The following is a 17,242-nucleotide window of genomic DNA, read 5'->3' on the forward strand; positions in this document are numbered from 1 at the left end:
GCGAACCAGGATCACGAAGGAGAGAACGATGACGGTCTACGCCGGCCCGGTCTTCGACATGGCGGTTCAGCAGTTCGGAGTCATCGCCAATCACCTCTCGATCCCGATGGACGAGCGAGAGCGTATCCTGATGCCGAAGCGGGCCATTACGATTTCTTGCCCGGTTCATCGCGACGACGGATCGATTGCGGTCTTCGAGGGATACCGCGTGCAGCATCACCTCACGCTGGGTCCGACAAAGGGTGGAACGCGCTTTGCGCCCTGCGTGGACATCGGCGAGGTGGCAGCACTCGCCATCTGGATGAGCTGGAAATGCGCGCTGGTCGGATTGCCCTATGGCGGAGCCAAAGGCGGCGTCAGGGTCGATCCCCAATCGATCTCGATACGCGAATTGGAAGGACTGTCGCGCCGTTACATGCAGGAGATGATTCCGTTCGTCGGGCCGCACACCGATGTAATGGCCCCGGACATGGGCACTAACGAGCAGGTGATGGCTTGGTTCATGGATACCTATTCCATGTATCAGGGCCGCACCGTCACTGAGATCGTCACTGGAAAGCCCGTAAGTTCGGGCGGCACGCTGGGGCGTCGCGAGGCTACGGGCCGCGGCGTCGCTCATCTCACCCGCCGCGTCATGAACGAACTCGACATCGCGTTCGATAGTGCGACCGCCGTCGTTCAGGGCTTTGGCAACGTCGGATCCCATGCGGCTCTCGAGCTTTACAACTCGGGCGTCAAAATCATCGCGGTGAGCGATCACACCGGTGCGCTTTATGACAGGAAGGGTCTGGATATTCCCGCGCTACTGCGCCACGCGGGGACGCATGGAAGTATCGCAGGATATTCCAATCAGCTTCAGTACGATCCCGCGGCGATCCTGACGCTACCGTGTGATGTGCTCGTTCCTGCCGCGGTGGAACGCGTGATTGATGCACATATCGCCCAGAACCTGAAATGCCGTGTTTTGGCGGAGGGCGCCAACGGGCCAACGACGCCTGAAGCGGATCTGATCCTGGAGACACGTCAGCATGAGATTTTTCTGATTCCCGACGTCCTCTGCAATTCCGGTGGCGTGGTGGTGAGCTATTTCGAATGGGTTCAGGATCTGCAGCAACTGTTTTGGGAAGAAGACGAGGTGACGCGCCGCGAATATCAGATCCTGGATCGCGCCTTCGGGCAGATGGTCGATCGTGCGAAAAAGGACAATATCTCGCATCGCACCGCGGCAATGGCGCTCGGCGTAGAGAAAGTGCGGGCTGCGAAGGCAACGCGGGGACTTTTCCCGTAAACCTCTGACCGGATAGCCACATCTACAGTTCTCCGGTCTCGGGCGACCAAGCCCCGCGATCATCTTCGTTTTAATTGAAATGATGCGATGCAACATTTCTCTTGACTAAGATAGAGTGAGTGCTTACTCACGTCCCATGAGCAATCTGCGGATGACCAGCGATGTACGGCGGGAGTTGATCCTGAGCGCTGCGAAACGGTGTTTCGCGCACAACGGGTTCGCCGGTACGACGACCAAGAGTGTTGCGGCAGCAGCCTCGATTTCCGAGGCGTTACTGTTCAAACACTTTCCCACCAAGGCCGCGCTCTATGCCGAAATTCTGGCTGAAGCCTGCCAGGCCGATCCGGCGCTGCATCGCTTGCTTGATCGCGAGCCTTCAACCGAGACGCTCGTCATTCTTATCCGCGGCATGGTCGAGCACTTCCTGAATGCCTCCGCTTCGCCGGATCAGCAGGAGGCGCAGCGTCTGCGTCTCATGGTTTCAAGTCAGCTCGACGATGGTGAATTTGCCCGATTGCTATACGAAAAAATCCGAGACTTGATTGGCCGAGCTTTCACGGCCTCACTTGAGCGTGCGATCGCCGCCGGGGATGCGGTGCCGGTCGGGCGCGAGCCGCTCAATCTGTTCTGGTTTGCGCATCATACAGTTCTCATGATGGTTCTAACTAACCTTCCCTCCGTTCCAACCCTGTCATACGGCAGCGGACCCGACCTGGAGCGGCAGATTTGTGAGTTCATTCTTCGAGGGGTAGGTCTGAATGCAGCGGCAATTGCCTTGCATCTGGACCGGGAACCTATATTCAACGCCGCCCAAACGTCGGCCGCAGAAAGTGCATGACATGACGGTAAGAAGGGAAGGCAATACCGGCGACAAGACTATCGCACCGCCGCGCGAACTGGACGAGAAGCATCGCACGCGCCCGGTGCGCATGATGCGCTGGTTTATCATTGTAGGCGTACTGCTCGCGTTGCTGGTCGGCGGGTTGGTCGGATTCAACGCGTTCCGCGCGCATATGATCGCGCAGTTCTTCGCCAACAACAAGCCGCCGGCGGTGACGATCAGTGCGGTCGAGGCGAAGTCCGAGGTGCTGCCGAATCTGCAGCGTGCGGTGGGCAGTCTGGCCGCGGTGCATCAGGTCAACGTCACCTCCGACGTCAGCGGCCGCATCACCGACATTCTGTTTACCGCCGGCAGTCGCGTCACCAAGGGCACGCCGCTGGTGCAACTGTTCGACAAGCCGGAGCAAGGCGATCTGGCCAATTACAAGGCCCAGGCGACGGTGGCCAGGCTCGCGCTGGATCGAGCGAAGCAACTCGTTGCACGTCAGGTCGGCGCACAGGTAACGGTGGACACGACGCAGGCCGCTTTCGACCAGGCCAGTGCCGGAATCGCCAAGACCGAGGCGATCATTTCGCAGAAGCTGGTGCGCGCGCCTTTCGATGGCGTGCTCGGCGTACGTCAGGTGGAGGTGGGACAATTCCTCACCGCCGGCACACAGGTCGTGTCGCTGAGCGATCTGTCGACGCTGTTTGCGAATTTCACCGTCACTGAAAAGGAAAGTGGACGGCTTTCCGTCGGCCAGACGGTGCGGGTATCGGTCGATGCCTATCCGGGCAAAAAGTTCGAGGGCAGGATCACGACCATCGAGCCGCAGATAGCCACCGAAACCCGCAACATCCGCGTACAAGCCACTATCGCCAACCCCGACAACATCCTTAAACCCGGCATGTTTGCCGATGTTATCGTGGTGCTGCCGGAGAAGCCGCCGGTTATCACGGTCGCGGAAACCGCAGTCGAGTACACGCTATATGGCGACTCCGTCTATCTCATCAAGGAGAAGAAGGAGGATGACGGCAAGACCAGCTTGACGGTCGAGCGCACCTTTGTGCGCACCGGCGACCGCATCGATGGCCGCGCTGTCATCGAGAAAGGGCTGCAGCCCGGCGACAAGGTCGCTGCCGTCGGCCAGCTCAAGCTGCAGTCGGGCGCCGCGGTCGAGATCTCGAAGGATCCGCTGCCGCAGATTCCGGAGAATCCGCCGCTAAACTGATTCAAAAACGGGTCCGCCAAGGCGGCCCCGCATCGATCGAACGTCTCGCGGTTGTGCTTCGATCCACGGAGCGGCCACGCGTCAACGGAGCGCCTGCATGGCATTCACGGACATCTTCATCAAGCGGCCGGTATTGTCGGTCGTCGTCAGCCTGCTGATCCTGCTGATCGGCATGGCGGCGGCCTACAATTTGCCGGTCCGGCAGTATCCGAAGCTGTCCAACACCGTGATCACCGTCACCACGGCGTATCCGGGCGCGTCGGCGGATTTGATGCAAGGCTTTATCACCACGCCGATCGAGCAGGCGGTCGCGTCGGCCGAGGGCGTCGACTACATCACCTCGTCCTCGACCCAGAGCCAGAGCCAAATCAAGGTTTACGTCAAACTGAACTTTGATCCGAATGCAGCGCTCACTGAGGTTTTGTCGAAGGTCAATTCGGTGAGATACCTGATCCCGAAGGAAGCCAACGACCCGGTGATTTTGAAGTCCACCGGTGAAACCACGGCGGTGATGTATATCGGCTTCTCGAGCGACGAACTCTCTGGTTCGGCTATCTCCGACTATTTGACGCGCGTGGTGCAGCCGATCCTTTCGACCGTGGACGGGGTGGCTTCGGCCGACATCCTCGGCGGCCAGACCTTCGCGATGCGGGTGTGGCTCGATCCGATAAAGATGGCCGGACGCAATGTGACCACCACGGAAGTCGCGCTCGCGATCGCCGCTAACAACTTCCAGGCGGCGGCGGGTCAGACCAAAGGCTACTATACGATCTCCAACGTTTCGACCAATACCGACCTGCAAAGCGTCGAGCAGTTCAAGCGCATGACAGTGAAGGCCAAGGACGGCGGCTTCGTGCGCATGGAAGACATCGCCGAGGTGCAGCTTGCGGCGCAAAGCACGAACGCTAGCGTTGCTTTCAGCGGGCAGCGCGCGATCTTTATTGGAGTGCAGGCAACCCCGCAGGGCAACCCGCTGAATATCGTCTCCGGCGTGCGGGCGCTGTTTCCCGACATCGAGCGCAACCTTCCTCCCTCGATGAAGATGAAAGTGGCTTACGACTCGACCAAATTCATTAGATCCTCGATTCATGAGGTGCAGAACACTTTGATCGAGGCGGTCCTCATCGTCATCGTTGTGATCTTTTTGTTTCTTGCCTCACTGCGTTCGGTCATCATCCCGGTGGTAACGATCCCGCTGTCGCTAATTGGCGTCTGCGCCCTGATGATGGCAGCGGGATTTAGCTTCAATCTGCTGACGCTGTTGGCGATGGTGCTTGCGATCGGTCTCGTGGTCGATGACGCCATCGTGGTGGTGGAAAACATCCATCGCCATCTCGAGGAGGGCAAGACGGCGGTTCAGGCGTCATTGCAGGGCGCGCGCGAAATCGTCGGTCCGGTCATCTCGATGACGATCACGCTGGCCGCAGTGTACGCGCCGATCGGCTTCCTCGGTGGCCTTACCGGGGCGCTGTTCCGGGAATTCGCCTTCACGTTGGCCGGTGCGGTGATCGTTTCCGGAGTTATCGCGCTGACGCTCTCGCCGATGATGTGCTCGGTGCTGCTCAAGCACGGCGGGCAGGGCTGGTTTGCCACCAAGGTCGACAAGGTCTTTAGTTCGGTCACGCATTGGTACGGCCGAAAGCTGGATCGCTCGCTCGACTACCGACCGATAACTGCCCTATTCGCGGTGACGATCCTCGGACTGGTTGGCTTTCTCTACATGAACACGTCAACGGAGCTGGCGCCGGAAGAGGATCAGGGCATCGTGTTCTCGGTCATCAAGGGACCGAAATACGCCAATATCGACTACATGGACTTTTACGGCGAAAAGCTCGACAAGGCGTTTGCGGGTTTTCCCGAGACTGATCTGCGCTTCATGATCAACGGCACCGATGGCATCAATAACGGCATCGCCGGCATGTTGCTGAAACCGTGGGATGAACGCAAGCGCTCCGCGATCAATATCAAGCCGCTGGTGCAAGCTCAAATCAGCAAGGTCGAGGGCGTCAACGCCTTCGCCTTCAATCTGCCGCCGCTACCGGGCGGTCCGGGCGGTCTACCGGTCCAGATGGTGATCTACAGCACATCCGGTTTCCAGGCGGTCTATGAGGAGATGATTAAACTCAAGGAGGCGGCGAAAAAGAGTGGCCTCTTCATCGTCAGCGATAGCGACCTCGACTACAACCAGCCGGTGGTTCGCGTTGCTATCGATCGGACCAAGGCAAATGACCTCGGCGTCACCATGCAGCAGATCGGCGTGACGCTGGCGACGCTGCTCGGTGGCAACTATGTGAACCGTTTCAACCTCCAGGGACGCTCTTATCAGGTCATCCCGCAGGTGCCCCGCGGCGAGCGCTTGTCGCCGGAATCCCTCGAGGGGTACTATGTTCCGAGCAACACCGGCCAGCAAATTCCGCTCACCACGCTGGTGTCCATCAAGACCGAGACCGATCCCAATGCGTTGACGCACTACAATCAGCTCAACGCGGCGACCTTCCAGGCGGTGCCGATGCCGGGCGTGACGGTGGGCAAGGCTGTGGAATTCCTCGAGCAACAGGCGAGAAATCTGCCGAAGGGGTTCAGTCACGATTATCTTGCTGACGCTCGACAATACGTAAAGGAAGGCAATCAGCTTGCGATCGCTTTCGGTTTTGCGCTCATCATCATCTTCCTGGTGCTGGCGGCACAGTTCGAAAGCCTGCGTGATCCGCTCGTCATCATGATTAGCGTGCCGATGGCGATTTTGGGTGCGCTGATTCCGCTGTTCTTCGGTATCGCGACTATCAACATCTATACTCAGGTGGGCCTGCTGACGCTGATCGGCCTCATCAGCAAACACGGCATCCTGATGGTCGAATTCGCCAACGAACTGCAACTCAAGGAGCGACTCGACAAGCGCACCGCGATCGAAACGGCTGCCCGGATCAGATTGCGTCCGATCCTGATGACAACGGCGGCGATGGTCACCGGCCTGCTGCCGCTGCTGATCGCGTCCGGCGCGGGCGCGTCGAGCAGGTTCTCGATCGGTCTCGTCGTCGTGTCGGGCATGATGATTGGAACGCTGTTCACCCTGTTCGTGCTTCCGGCTGTCTACGTGGCGATCGCAACTGATCACCTTGCCGGCATCGGGTCGGAACGCAACAAGCAGATCGCGGAATTCGACACGGACTCGAAAGCCTTGCGACCGACGTGAGGATCGAAAATGTATCAGCGGTCATGATTTGCTGCGTCTGCCGTGTCGATCCCATCATCCCGGCTCTTTGCATGTTCGCGAGGCCGGAGAGCCACTGGTTACAACCGAGCGGTTTGCGCACTTGAACTTCAATACTTAAGTCTGAAGGACAACGTTCGGCAAAGCCGTACGATTTTTGCGTTCGGAGAGCCGCGTGGCACTAATCAAATCCGATGTTCTGGTCTTGGGTGCGGGAATTGTCGGCGTTTCCGCGGCGCTGCATCTCCAGAAGCGCGGGCGCGATGTCATCCTTGTCGACCGGCATGAAAGGGCTGGCGAGGAGACGAGCTACGGAAACGCTGGCTTGATCGAATGCGCGTCGGTTTTCCCGTACGTGTTTCCTTACGATCTGCGGCAGGTTCTGCGCTACGCGCTGAACCGGTTTCCCGAGGCGCATTATCGGTTTCGCGATCTGCCTGCGTTTCTGCCGTGGTTGATCCGCTATATTTTTGCATCCTCGCCTGAACGCGCGTTCCGCAGCGCAATGGCGGCGTTGCCGCTGATTCAGCGCAGCCTTGTCGAGCATGAAACTCTGATCGCAGAAGCAGGCGTGCCCCAGCTTCTGCGCCGGACCGGCTGGATCAAGCTGTTCCGCTCGAACGCGACGCTGGACAAGGGCATCGCGGACCTCGAGCGCGTTCGTCGGTATGGCGTCGAAGGAGATGTTCTCGATGCCAAAGGGATCGCCGCACGCGAGCCGAATTTGTCGGGAACGTTCGCGGGTGCGATTCACTGGCCGGCGCCGGGCTTTATCCCGGATCCGGGAGCGTTGACGAAAGCCTATGCGGCGTTATTCCTGCGCCGAGGCGGCCGTTTTATTGCGGCCGACGCGTGTACGCTAACGCAAAGTCAGGCGGCATGGCGCATCGAGGGTCCGAACGGAGGGCTGATGGGGCGCGAGGCCGTGATTGCCCTGGGGCCGTGGTCGGATGATGTCTTCCGCGGACTCGGTTACAACATGCCGCTCGGCATCAAGCGCGGTTATCACTTGCATCTGGCGCCGCGTGGCAATGCGGTGCTCAATCGTCCTGTTCTCGATTCGGATCTCGGTTATCTGTTGGCGCCGATGAATCAGGGCATCCGCCTGACGACCGGTGCGGAGTTCGCGCGGCGCGACGCTCCTCCGACCCCGGTGCAGATTGAACGGGCGCTGCCTCTGGCGCGCGAGTTGTTTCCCCTGGGGGAGGCGATCGATGCGACGCCCTGGATGGGGAGACGTCCGTGTATGCCTGATATGCTGCCTGTGATTGGAAAGGCGGCCCGCCATGCCGGATTGTGGTTCAATTTTGGACACCAGCATCACGGTCTGACCCTGGGTCCGGCAACAGGCCGGCTGCTGGCCGAAATGATGACGGGTGCCGCGCCGTTTGCAGACCCGAGACCGTTTGCCGCGGAACGCTTTCGCTGAATATTAGTCTGCGCCGCCGCACCGTTGCCGTGATGACTTGCGCCACAGGCGTCCCCATAGCGATACTGCGCCGCGTCGGCACATCTAAGGAGCGCTCCATGAAGGTGAATATAGAGTTCGAGTGTACACCCCTTGAGGCCCGTCAGTTTTTGGGGCTTCCGGACGTCCAGCCGATGCAGAATGCCGTGATGGACCAGCTTCAGCAGAAGATGGCGGAAAACATCGACAAGTTCTCGCCCGAAGCAATCATGCAAAACTGGTTTGATCCCAAGATGGCGGAGCGCTTCCAGGATATGTTCGTTAATATGTCGGGACTCGGGGCCGTACGGACAAAAGATAAAAAGTAGAGAAGCTTATCGCATTGGTTTCATTATAGTATCGACTGTTACGACTTCTGCGCGCGCCGCCAGGTTCGCCGGTCGGACAAGATCTGGGCCGCCCATCTTTTGTGCATCAACCGGCCAGCATTTCTTGCGTCGCAGCACGAAAATTGCGACTGAAGAACCGACTTTTCAGGAGCAGCGTGATGTCCAGTCTGATGCCGTTACCTCGTGCAGGTCAGCCGGAGTCTGACGCGGCCGTCCTCGATGCAAGGCTGCGCGACGATATCCGGCTGCTCGGGCGAATTCTCGGCGATACCGTGCGCGATCAGGAAGGACCGCATGTGTTCGATCTTGTCGAACGCATCAGGCAGACTTCGATCCGCTTTCACCGCGATGACGATAAGCCAGCGCGGCACGAACTGGAGGCCATCCTCGACGGCATGTCGACGGAGGAAACAGTCCTCGTCGTCCGCGCCTTCAGCTATTTTTCGCATCTTGCCAACATCGCCGAAGATCAGAACAATATTCGCCAGATGCGCAGTCAGACCCTTGCGGGCGGGGAGCCGCACCACGGTCGGCTGTCGCGCACGCTTGCTTGCGCCCGTGAGGCTGGGTTCAGCGGGGAGGAATTGCGAGCCTTTTTCGACAGCGCTGTGGTCAGTCCGGTGCTGACCGCTCATCCGACCGAGGTTCGCCGTAAGAGCACCATCGATCGCGAGATGGAGGTCGCGGCGCTGCTTGACCGGCGCGAACGGATGCAACTCACTCCAGACGAATACGAGGCTAGTGAGGAACAGCTGCGCCGCGCGGTGCTGACGCTGTGGCACACCAATCTTTTGCGGCGAACCAAACTGACGGTGCTCGACGAAGTTGCTAACGGCCTGTCGTTCTACGACTATACGTTCCTGCGCGAGGTGCCGCGGCTGCACTGCATCCTGGAAGATCGTTTGCAGGATCCCTCCGACGGCAGCGCCACGAACGAGATTGCGTCGTTCCTGCGGATTGGAAGCTGGATCGGCGGTGATCGCGACGGCAATCCCTTCGTGACGGCGGACGTTATGCGCGGCACTCTCCAACGGCAGGCCTCGCGGATATTGCGTTATTATCTTGATGAACTGCACGAACTTGGCCGCGAGCTGTCGCTGGCCGCAGATCTCACGGATGTCTCGCCGGAACTACGCGTGCTGGCCGAACGAACGGCCGACACGTCGCCGCATCGCCGCGGCGAACCCTACCGCCTCGCGGTGTCCGGCATCTACGCGCGGCTTTCGGCCACGGCCATAAAACTGAAAGCGGACACGCTGCGCCCGCCGTACGGCGCGGCTCCGCCCTATGCGAGCGCCGCCGAATTTAGTGCTGATCTTGACGTTCTCCACCGCTCACTGACCGCAAATAACTCGGAGGTGATCGCGCGCGGGCGGCTGCGTTATTTGCGCCGCGCAGCCGACTGCTTCGGTTTCCATCTCGCCTGTCTCGACTTGCGGCAGAATTCCACCGTTCATGAACGAACGATTGCCGAACTACTCGATGCCGCCACGCCGGGCACGTCCTATCTGACCCTGGACGAGGAGGCCCGCATCGTCGTGCTTCTGCGAGAACTGCGCAGCGCGCGCCCGTTGACGTCCCCGTTCATCACATACAGCGAAGAGACGCTGGGCGAGCTCGCGGTGTTTCATGCCGCCGCGGAGGCGCACAAGACGCTCGGCCCCGATGCGATCCCTCAATGCATCGTCTCGATGACCAAGGGCGTTTCCGACCTGCTCGAAGTCGCGCTGCTGCTTAAGGAAGCCGACCTCGTCGATCCCGCGGGACATAGCGCCATTAATATCGTGCCATTGTTCGAGACCATCGAGGATTTGCAGGCCTGTGCCGGCATCATGGATCGGTTGCTATCGCTGCCGGTGTATCGCGCGCTGGTCGACAGCCGGGGCGGCTTGCAGGAGGTGATGCTCGGCTATTCCGACAGCAACAAGGACGGCGGCTTCGTCACGTCGGGTTGGGAGCTTTATAAGGCAGAGATCGGCCTGGTCGATGTGTTCGAGCGCCACGATGTGCGGCTTCGCCTGTTTCACGGCCGCGGTGGATCGGTCGGACGCGGTGGCGGGCCGAGCTACGACGCCATCCTCGCGCAACCCGGTGGTGCGGTGAACGGCCAGATCAGGATCACTGAACAAGGCGAAATTATCTCCAGCAAGTATTCCAACGCCGAGGTGGGCCGCAGCAATCTGGAAATCCTCGCCGCTGCAACGCTGGAGGCCAGCCTGTTGCAACCGCGGCAGAGCGCGCCGAGCCTTGAATATCTCGACGCGATGGAGTCACTTTCATCGCGTGCCTACACGGCTTACCGCAACCTCGTCTACGAGACACCGGGGTTCGAGGACTATTTCTGGGCCTCCACCGTTATCAACGAGATCTCCACACTGAACATCGGCAGCCGGCCGGCGTCGCGCAAGAAGACACGCAAGATCGAGGACCTTAGGGCGATTCCGTGGGTATTCAGTTGGGCGCAATGCCGTGTGATGCTGCCGGGCTGGTACGGGTTCGGCAGCGCGATGGAGTCGTGGCTAGCGGATCATCCCGACAAAGGCATGGCGTTTCTGCAAGAGCTTTACGGAGAGTGGCCGTTCTTCCGCATGTTGCTCTCCAACATGGACATGGTGCTCGCGAAAAGCTCGATCGCGATCGCGTCGCGTTATGCCGATCTGGTGCCAGACGTGGAACTTCGCGAGGCCATCTTCGGACGCATCCGGCGTGAGTGGCATCTCACCATCGACATGCTGCTCGCCATCACGGGGCAGGAGCGGTTGCTCGCCGGTAATCCGTTGCTCGAGCGCTCGATCCGCAACCGCTTCCCGTATCTCGATCCGCTCAATCATGTGCAGGTCGAACTCTTGAAGGACCACCGCGCGCAGTGTGGGGATGAGCAGGTGCTGCGGGGTATCCAGATCACCATCAACGGGCTTTCCGCGGGCCTGCGCAATAGCGGCTAAGACACCATCCATCTATCCGTCTGCGAGTTTCGCATGTCAAATCACCCGACTCTGGCGACGCTCGCCGCTGATCTCGCGATGGGCCGCACCACGGCACGCAAGCTGGTCGACGACTGCCTTGCGAAGATCGCCGACGAAGCGGGCGAGGGCGCGCGGGTGTTCATTCATGTTGATGCGGACGGTGCAGTAGCTTCCGCCGAGGCCATGGACAGACTGCGCGGGGTCAATGCCGAGCCGTCGCCGTTCGCCGGCATTCCGGTATCGATAAAGGACTTGTTCGATATCAAGGGACAGGTGTCGCGTGCCGGCTCGCGCGCGCTCGACGATGCACCGCCGGCGGCGAATGATGCGCCGGTGGTGGCGCGTCTACGCCGCGCCGGCTTCGTGGTGATCGGACGCACCAACATGACCGAGTTCGCCTATTCGGGTCTGGGCATCAATTCGCACTACGGCACGCCAAAAAACTGCTGGCGGCGCGACGTCGGCTATGTGCCGGGCGGATCTTCATCAGGTGCGGCGGTATCGATCACTGATGGCATGGCGCATGGCGCGCTCGGCACCGATACCGGCGGCTCTTGCCGGATTCCGGCGGCTTATGGCGGCATCGTCGGCTACAAACCGACCGCGCGCCGGATTCCTCTCGATGGCGGTATCCCACTGTCTGTCACGCTGGACAGCTACGGCCCGATCGCGCGCTCGGTCGGCTGCTGCGCCGTGTTGGACGCAGTGCTGGCGGCCGAACCCATCGCGCCGGTCGAGCCTTGCCCGATCAAGGGGATGCGGCTCGCGGTGCCGACCACGGTGATGCTGGACGACCTTGATTCCGCGGTTGCGCGGGCTTTCGAGCGCGCGTTGGACCGACTGGCCGGGGCCGGCGCCTTGATCGATCGCATCGCCGTACCTGAGTTCGGCGAGGTCGCGGCGCTGAACGTCGGGGGCGGGTTCTCGGCTGCGGAAAGCTGGGCCTGGCACCGTGCTCTGATCGCGGAAAAGGCCGAGCTCTACGATCCACGCGTCCTCAGCCGCATCCTTCGCGGCGAAAGCCTCAGCGCCGCGGATTATGTCGATCTACTTCGTATCCGCCGCGCGATCATCGCAGGCTTCGAGCGCCGCGTCGCACCCTACGACGCGTTGATCGCGCCGACGGTGGCGATCACGCCACCGGCGATCGCCGATCTCGCCCACGACGCGGCCTACACCAAAGCTAACATGCTGTCGCTGCGCAATTGCGCGTTGATCAATACCCTTGATGGCTGTGCGATCTCGCTGCCCTGTCATCGCGAGGGCGATGCGCCGGTGGGGTTGATGCTGACCGCGGTCGGCGGCTCGGATCGCCGGATTTTCGAACTCGCTGCGGGTATAGAGAAGATCGTTCGCGCCTAAACCCATGCTGTCTCGTTCCCGCAAAACGCGGAACGCATTTTCGCGGATATCGCAGACCCTGGCGTTCTGGCATGGTCGGTAAGCGAGTCTTGGCCTTTTCAGCTTCGTCACATTGTTGAAGAAATTGTCGCTCACGTTTCGTGCAGCGCATTCCGTTAGCTCCCACCTGGAACCATTGCGAGCTCCAAGAGTTAGTAAGGATTCTTGCTTGATGCGCATTTTGCAGGACGGGGAGATGCGCGGGGAAGGTGCGATGAGGGGCGTGAGTCAGTATGGCAATCGGCGCATTCTTTGCGTCTTTCCCCGTTACACGTCCTCATTCGGGACATTTGAGCACGCCTATCCCCTGACTGGTGGTGTCCAAGCCTTCATGCCGCCGCAGGGGCTCCTGCTGATCGCCGCCTATCTCCCCGCCGACTGGAAAGTCCGTTTCATCGACGAGAATATTCGCTTTGCCACGGATGAGGACTTCGAGTGGGCCGAAGCGGTGTTCGTCAGCGGCATGCACATCCAGCGTCAGCAGATGAACGATATTTGCCGCCGCGCCCACGCCTTCAATCTGCCGGTCGCGCTCGGTGGCCCGTCGGTCAGCGCCTGTCCCGACTACTATCCAACCTTCGACTACCTTCACGTCGGTGAACTTGGCGATGCGACGGACGATCTGATCGAACGACTGGCGCGTGATTCGTCACGGCCCGGGAGTCAGGTCGTCCTCAAAACCGCCGATCGGCTGGACATGGATAAATTTCCCATTCCTGCCTACGAACTGGCGGACATCAAGCGTTACTTCCTGGGAAGCATCCAGTATTCCAGCGGCTGCCCGTATCAGTGCGAGTTCTGCGACATTCCCGGCCTGTATGGCCGCAATCCGCGTCTCAAACGTCCCGAACAGATCACGCGTGAACTCGACAAGCTGCTGGAATGCGGCATCACCGGGTCGGTCTATTTCGTCGACGACAATTTTATCGGTAACCGGAAGGCCGCGCTGGATCTTCTGCCGCACCTGATCGAATGGCAAAAGAAGACCGGTTTCGTGCTGCGTTTCTCCTGCGAGGCGACGCTGAACATCGCCAAACGCCCGGAGATACTTTCGCAAATGCGTGAAGCATTCTTCGCCACGATATTCTGCGGCATCGAGACACCGGACCCTGTCGCGCTAAAGGCGATGCACAAGGATCACAACATGATGGTCCCCATCATGGAGGCCATCCAGACGCTGAACGACTACGGCATGGAGGTAGTGTCCGGAATTATCCTCGGGCTCGATACCGACAAGCCCGAAACCGGACAGCATTTGCTGGAGTTTATCGATCACTCCCAGATACCGCTGTTGACCATCAATCTCCTGCAGGCGCTGCCGAAGACGCCGCTGTGGGACCGTCTGAAACGCGAGAATCGCCTGATCGAGGACGAGGGCCGCGATTCTAACATCGATTTCCGGTTGCCTTACGACCATGTCGTGGCGACATGGCGCGATTGCATGGGGCGCGCGTACGAACCTGAAAAGCTTCTGGAGCGCTACGAGTACCAGATCCGCGAAACGTATCCGAAGCGAATCCAGCCGCGCACGCCGCAGCAAAGGTCATGGCGGAATATCAAGCTCGGCCTGACCATGCTTCGCAACATTTTCTGGAAGGTCGGCGTGTGCGGCGACTACAGGCGCGTGTTCTGGAAATTCGCGCTACGCAGGCTGGCTCGCGGCGAGATCGAATATCTTATCAGCTCGGTACTGGTTGCTCATCACCTGATCATGTTTGCGCGCTCGGCCTCTCGCGGCAAAACCAATGCCTCCTATTATTCTTTGAAACTGCGGGAAGCCGCGGTTCCCGCGGAATAAGCGACAGCGATCACGCCGACCCCGCACAGCTGACAGCTCGAGCGTTCAGCGGGCCACCGAACGCTGCCCCGGTCTAAGGCGATGCCTGCGATGGCCACAGCGCTCGCTTGGAAGGCCCACCCTTTCGACATCATTTCGCCGTGAGCGGCGTGGATGGGAGCATAATCGGCCCTTGCTTGTAGTCTATCCGGGAAACGGCTAAACGTTGCGCCCGAAAACCGGTGCATGCTGTCACGACCGAGCGGATTGCCCGTGGTTTCCGTCAGCTCCAAAGTCTTTCTGGAAATTTGCTAGACGATGGTTTTCACGACAGGACGGACAGCGCATGCATGAGCGAAATCCCGATGCTGCCGATCTGACCAAACCGGCCAAACGGACGCTCAGCATCGCTTTCGGATTCGAGCGGATCGGGCTGCTTGCAATGCGTGCGCCGATCCTGTCCTGCATCGTTCTGCTGGCCATGGTCGTCGGCGCGGTGTTCGGAATCCAGCGGATCAAAATTGACGATTCGCTTAGCCAGTTGTTCCGTTCCGATACCAGAGAGTATCGCCAGTACGAGGAAGTCACCAAGCGTTTTCCGTCGACCGAGTTCGATGTGCTGGTGGTGGTCGAGGGCAAGACGCTGCTCGAGCGGGACAACCTCGAAAAGCTGCGGGATCTGGTCACCGATCTGCAACTGGTTGATGGCGTGCGCGGCCTGATCTCGTTGTTCTCGGCGCGTCAGGCACCGGAGCCGGGCAAATTGCCTGCGGCGCTGTTTCCATCCGAATTGCCGGAAGGCGCCGATTACGACAGTTTCATCGAGACCGTGAAGTCCAACGAGATCATTCGCGGCAAGCTGCTGTCCGAGGATGGCACGCTGGCGCTGGTCGTGCTGTCGCTGCAACCGTCGATCGTCGGCGACAGCAAGTTGAAAACGACCGTTGGCCAGATCCGCAAGGTTATGGACGACGATCTCGCCGGCACCGGACTCACCAAAGAGCTGTCCGGCGTGCCGGTGATGCAGCTCGAAATCCGCAACGCGGTGGAGCGCGACGGGATTATCTATAATGTCGCCGGCATTCTGGCTGGCTGCCTGATCGCGATCGTGTTTTTCCGCAAAGTATCCTTCATGGTGGTTGCGGCCTTCCCGCCGCTCCTTGCCATCCTGCTGTCATTGGGCGTGCTGGGTTGGGCGAATTTCAGCCTCAACATGTTCCTCAATGTGATGACCCCACTCATCATGGTCATCAGTTTTTCCGATTCGATGCAGTTGACGTTCGCGGCGCGCGACCGCTTGATCGCCGGCGAGGACAAGTATTCTGCCTTCCGCAATGCTGTCCTCGTGGTCGGGCCGGCCTGCGTCCTGACCCATGCGACCGCCGGAATCTCCTTTCTCGCGCTACAGTTTTCCAACTCGGATTTGATCCGCAGCTTCGGCGAGGCCGGCCTGATGGCGACGATCATCGCGCTCCTCGCGGTGCTGCTGCTGGTGCCGGTGTTCGGAGTTTTGCTTGTTCGTGACGAGCGGCGTTTCGCGGAGAAATTCAAAACGGCGGACTGGGGCGTGCAGGCGCTGCGCCGATTCTGTGCCTGGATCGCGGTGCGGATGGTGGGGCGTCCCGGCTTGTTCAGCCTGCTGGCCCTGCTGGTGGTCGGCGGTCTTGCGGTGGTCTACGCCAACCTGGAGCCGCGTTACCGACTCGCGGATCAGGTGCCCGACAAGCAGCAGGCGGTGGCCGCCAGCGGCCGTCTCGACGCAAAACTTACCGGCGCCAACCCGATCGATATCCTGATCGAATTCCCCAAGGGCGAGACGCTGTATTCGCCGCAGACGCTTGCCACCATCGCCGAGGTTCACAAGCTGGTCGAGGAGCAGGCCGGTGTCGGCAATGTCTGGTCGCTCGAAACGCTGCGGCGGTGGTTGGCCGAAAAGGCCGGCAGCCATGACGTTGAGACGCTCAAGGAATATGTCAGCGTCATTCCAAAACATCTGGTGCGCCGCTTCATCTCTGAAGACCAGGCGGCAGTCGTGGTCTCAGGCCGCGTGCCCGACAAGGATTCCAGCCAGATACTGCCGGTGGTGGAAAAGCTCGACCACGCGATGGATGCGGTCAGGACAGCGCATCCCGGTTATGAAATAGCCGTCACCGGCCTGTCGGCCATCGCCGCCCGTAACAGCGCGAGCATGATCGAGAAACTCAACCACGGTCTCACGATCGAGTTTGCCCTGGTCGCGGTGTTCATCGGACTCGCATTCCGTTCGGTCGTCGTGATGTTTGCCTGCGTTCTGCCCGGGATTTTCCCGGTCGTGCTGTCCGGCACGGTGCTGTGGGCACTCGGGGAGGGGCTGCAATTCGCCAGCGTGGTGGCTCTCACGGTGTCGTTCGGCCTAGGGCTTAGCGCAACAATCCATTTTCTCAACCGCTTGCGATCGGAGAGCCAGCCGGGTATCGGCGCTGGTAAGGCGGTTGAGCGCGCAACCGTGCTGATGGGACCGGCGCTGATCCTCACCACCGTGGTGTTGGCCTGCGGTCTGGTCGTGACAGTGTTTTCGGATCTGCCATCGCTGCGCCTGTTCGGGTGGCTCAGCGCCTTCGCCATGGTCGCCGCTCTTGTGGCGGACTTCCTGATCCTTCGCCCGACGGCGATGTGGTTGATTACCTTTGCTGAGCGTTTCCGCCGCGGCAGCCAGGTGAAGACGGCGAGATAAGTTTAAGGCGGCCGACCAGACACGATTCTATCAGGTTG

The 17,242-nt window shown here is 60.2% G+C and carries 10 protein-coding genes; all 10 read left to right on the forward strand.

Features of this window, described 5'->3' with window-relative positions; genetic code table 11:
* Window positions 1-28 precede the first annotated feature (28 nt).
* The 10 genes from ACZ5IL_RS09625 to ACZ5IL_RS09670 all read left to right on the forward strand — a co-directional run bounded on the left by ACZ5IL_RS09625 (window position 29) and on the right by ACZ5IL_RS09670 (window position 17,204).
* Entirely contained in the window at window positions 29-1,288 is a 1,260-nt protein-coding gene (locus ACZ5IL_RS09625) for a Glu/Leu/Phe/Val family dehydrogenase (RefSeq protein ID WP_464596516.1), read from the forward strand.
* A gap of 136 nt (window positions 1,289-1,424) precedes the next feature.
* The gene (locus tag ACZ5IL_RS09630; RefSeq protein WP_464596517.1) at window positions 1,425-2,126 is read left to right on the forward strand and encodes a TetR/AcrR family transcriptional regulator; all 702 of its coding nucleotides are present in this window, start codon (window positions 1,425-1,427) and stop codon (window positions 2,124-2,126) included.
* Window position 2,127: 1 nt separating this feature from the next.
* Complete coding sequence (locus ACZ5IL_RS09635) at window positions 2,128-3,339, forward strand: efflux RND transporter periplasmic adaptor subunit (protein WP_464596518.1); 1,212 nt, start codon at window positions 2,128-2,130, stop codon at window positions 3,337-3,339.
* 97 nt (window positions 3,340-3,436) lie between these two features.
* Window positions 3,437-6,532, forward strand: a complete 3,096-nt coding sequence (locus ACZ5IL_RS09640) for a multidrug efflux RND transporter permease subunit (RefSeq protein WP_464596520.1) — start codon at window positions 3,437-3,439, stop codon at window positions 6,530-6,532.
* 193 nt (window positions 6,533-6,725) lie between these two features.
* On the forward strand, window positions 6,726-7,979 hold the full coding sequence (locus ACZ5IL_RS09645) for an NAD(P)/FAD-dependent oxidoreductase (protein WP_464596521.1): 1,254 nt from the start codon (window positions 6,726-6,728) through the stop codon (window positions 7,977-7,979).
* Between the two features lie 98 nt (window positions 7,980-8,077).
* Window positions 8,078-8,326 (forward strand): DUF6489 family protein, encoded by a 249-nt coding sequence (locus tag ACZ5IL_RS09650; RefSeq protein ID WP_079447350.1) that lies wholly within the window; start codon window positions 8,078-8,080, stop codon window positions 8,324-8,326.
* 179 nt (window positions 8,327-8,505) lie between these two features.
* Window positions 8,506-11,292: a phosphoenolpyruvate carboxylase gene (ppc, locus tag ACZ5IL_RS09655; RefSeq protein ID WP_464596523.1), complete on the forward strand. Its 2,787-nt coding sequence runs from the start codon at window positions 8,506-8,508 to the stop codon at window positions 11,290-11,292.
* Window positions 11,293-11,325: 33 nt separating this feature from the next.
* The gene (locus ACZ5IL_RS09660) at window positions 11,326-12,675 is read left to right on the forward strand and encodes an amidase (protein WP_464596524.1); all 1,350 of its coding nucleotides are present in this window, start codon (window positions 11,326-11,328) and stop codon (window positions 12,673-12,675) included.
* Window positions 12,676-12,928: 253 nt separating this feature from the next.
* Window positions 12,929-14,512, forward strand: a complete 1,584-nt coding sequence (locus ACZ5IL_RS09665; protein WP_464596882.1) for a B12-binding domain-containing radical SAM protein — start codon at window positions 12,929-12,931, stop codon at window positions 14,510-14,512.
* A 325-nt stretch (window positions 14,513-14,837) separates the two neighbouring features.
* Entirely contained in the window at window positions 14,838-17,204 is a 2,367-nt protein-coding gene (locus ACZ5IL_RS09670; RefSeq protein WP_464596525.1) for an efflux RND transporter permease subunit, read from the forward strand.
* The last annotated feature ends 38 nt before the right edge of the window (window positions 17,205-17,242 follow it).

The organism is Nitrobacter sp. CN101, assembly GCF_055390255.1.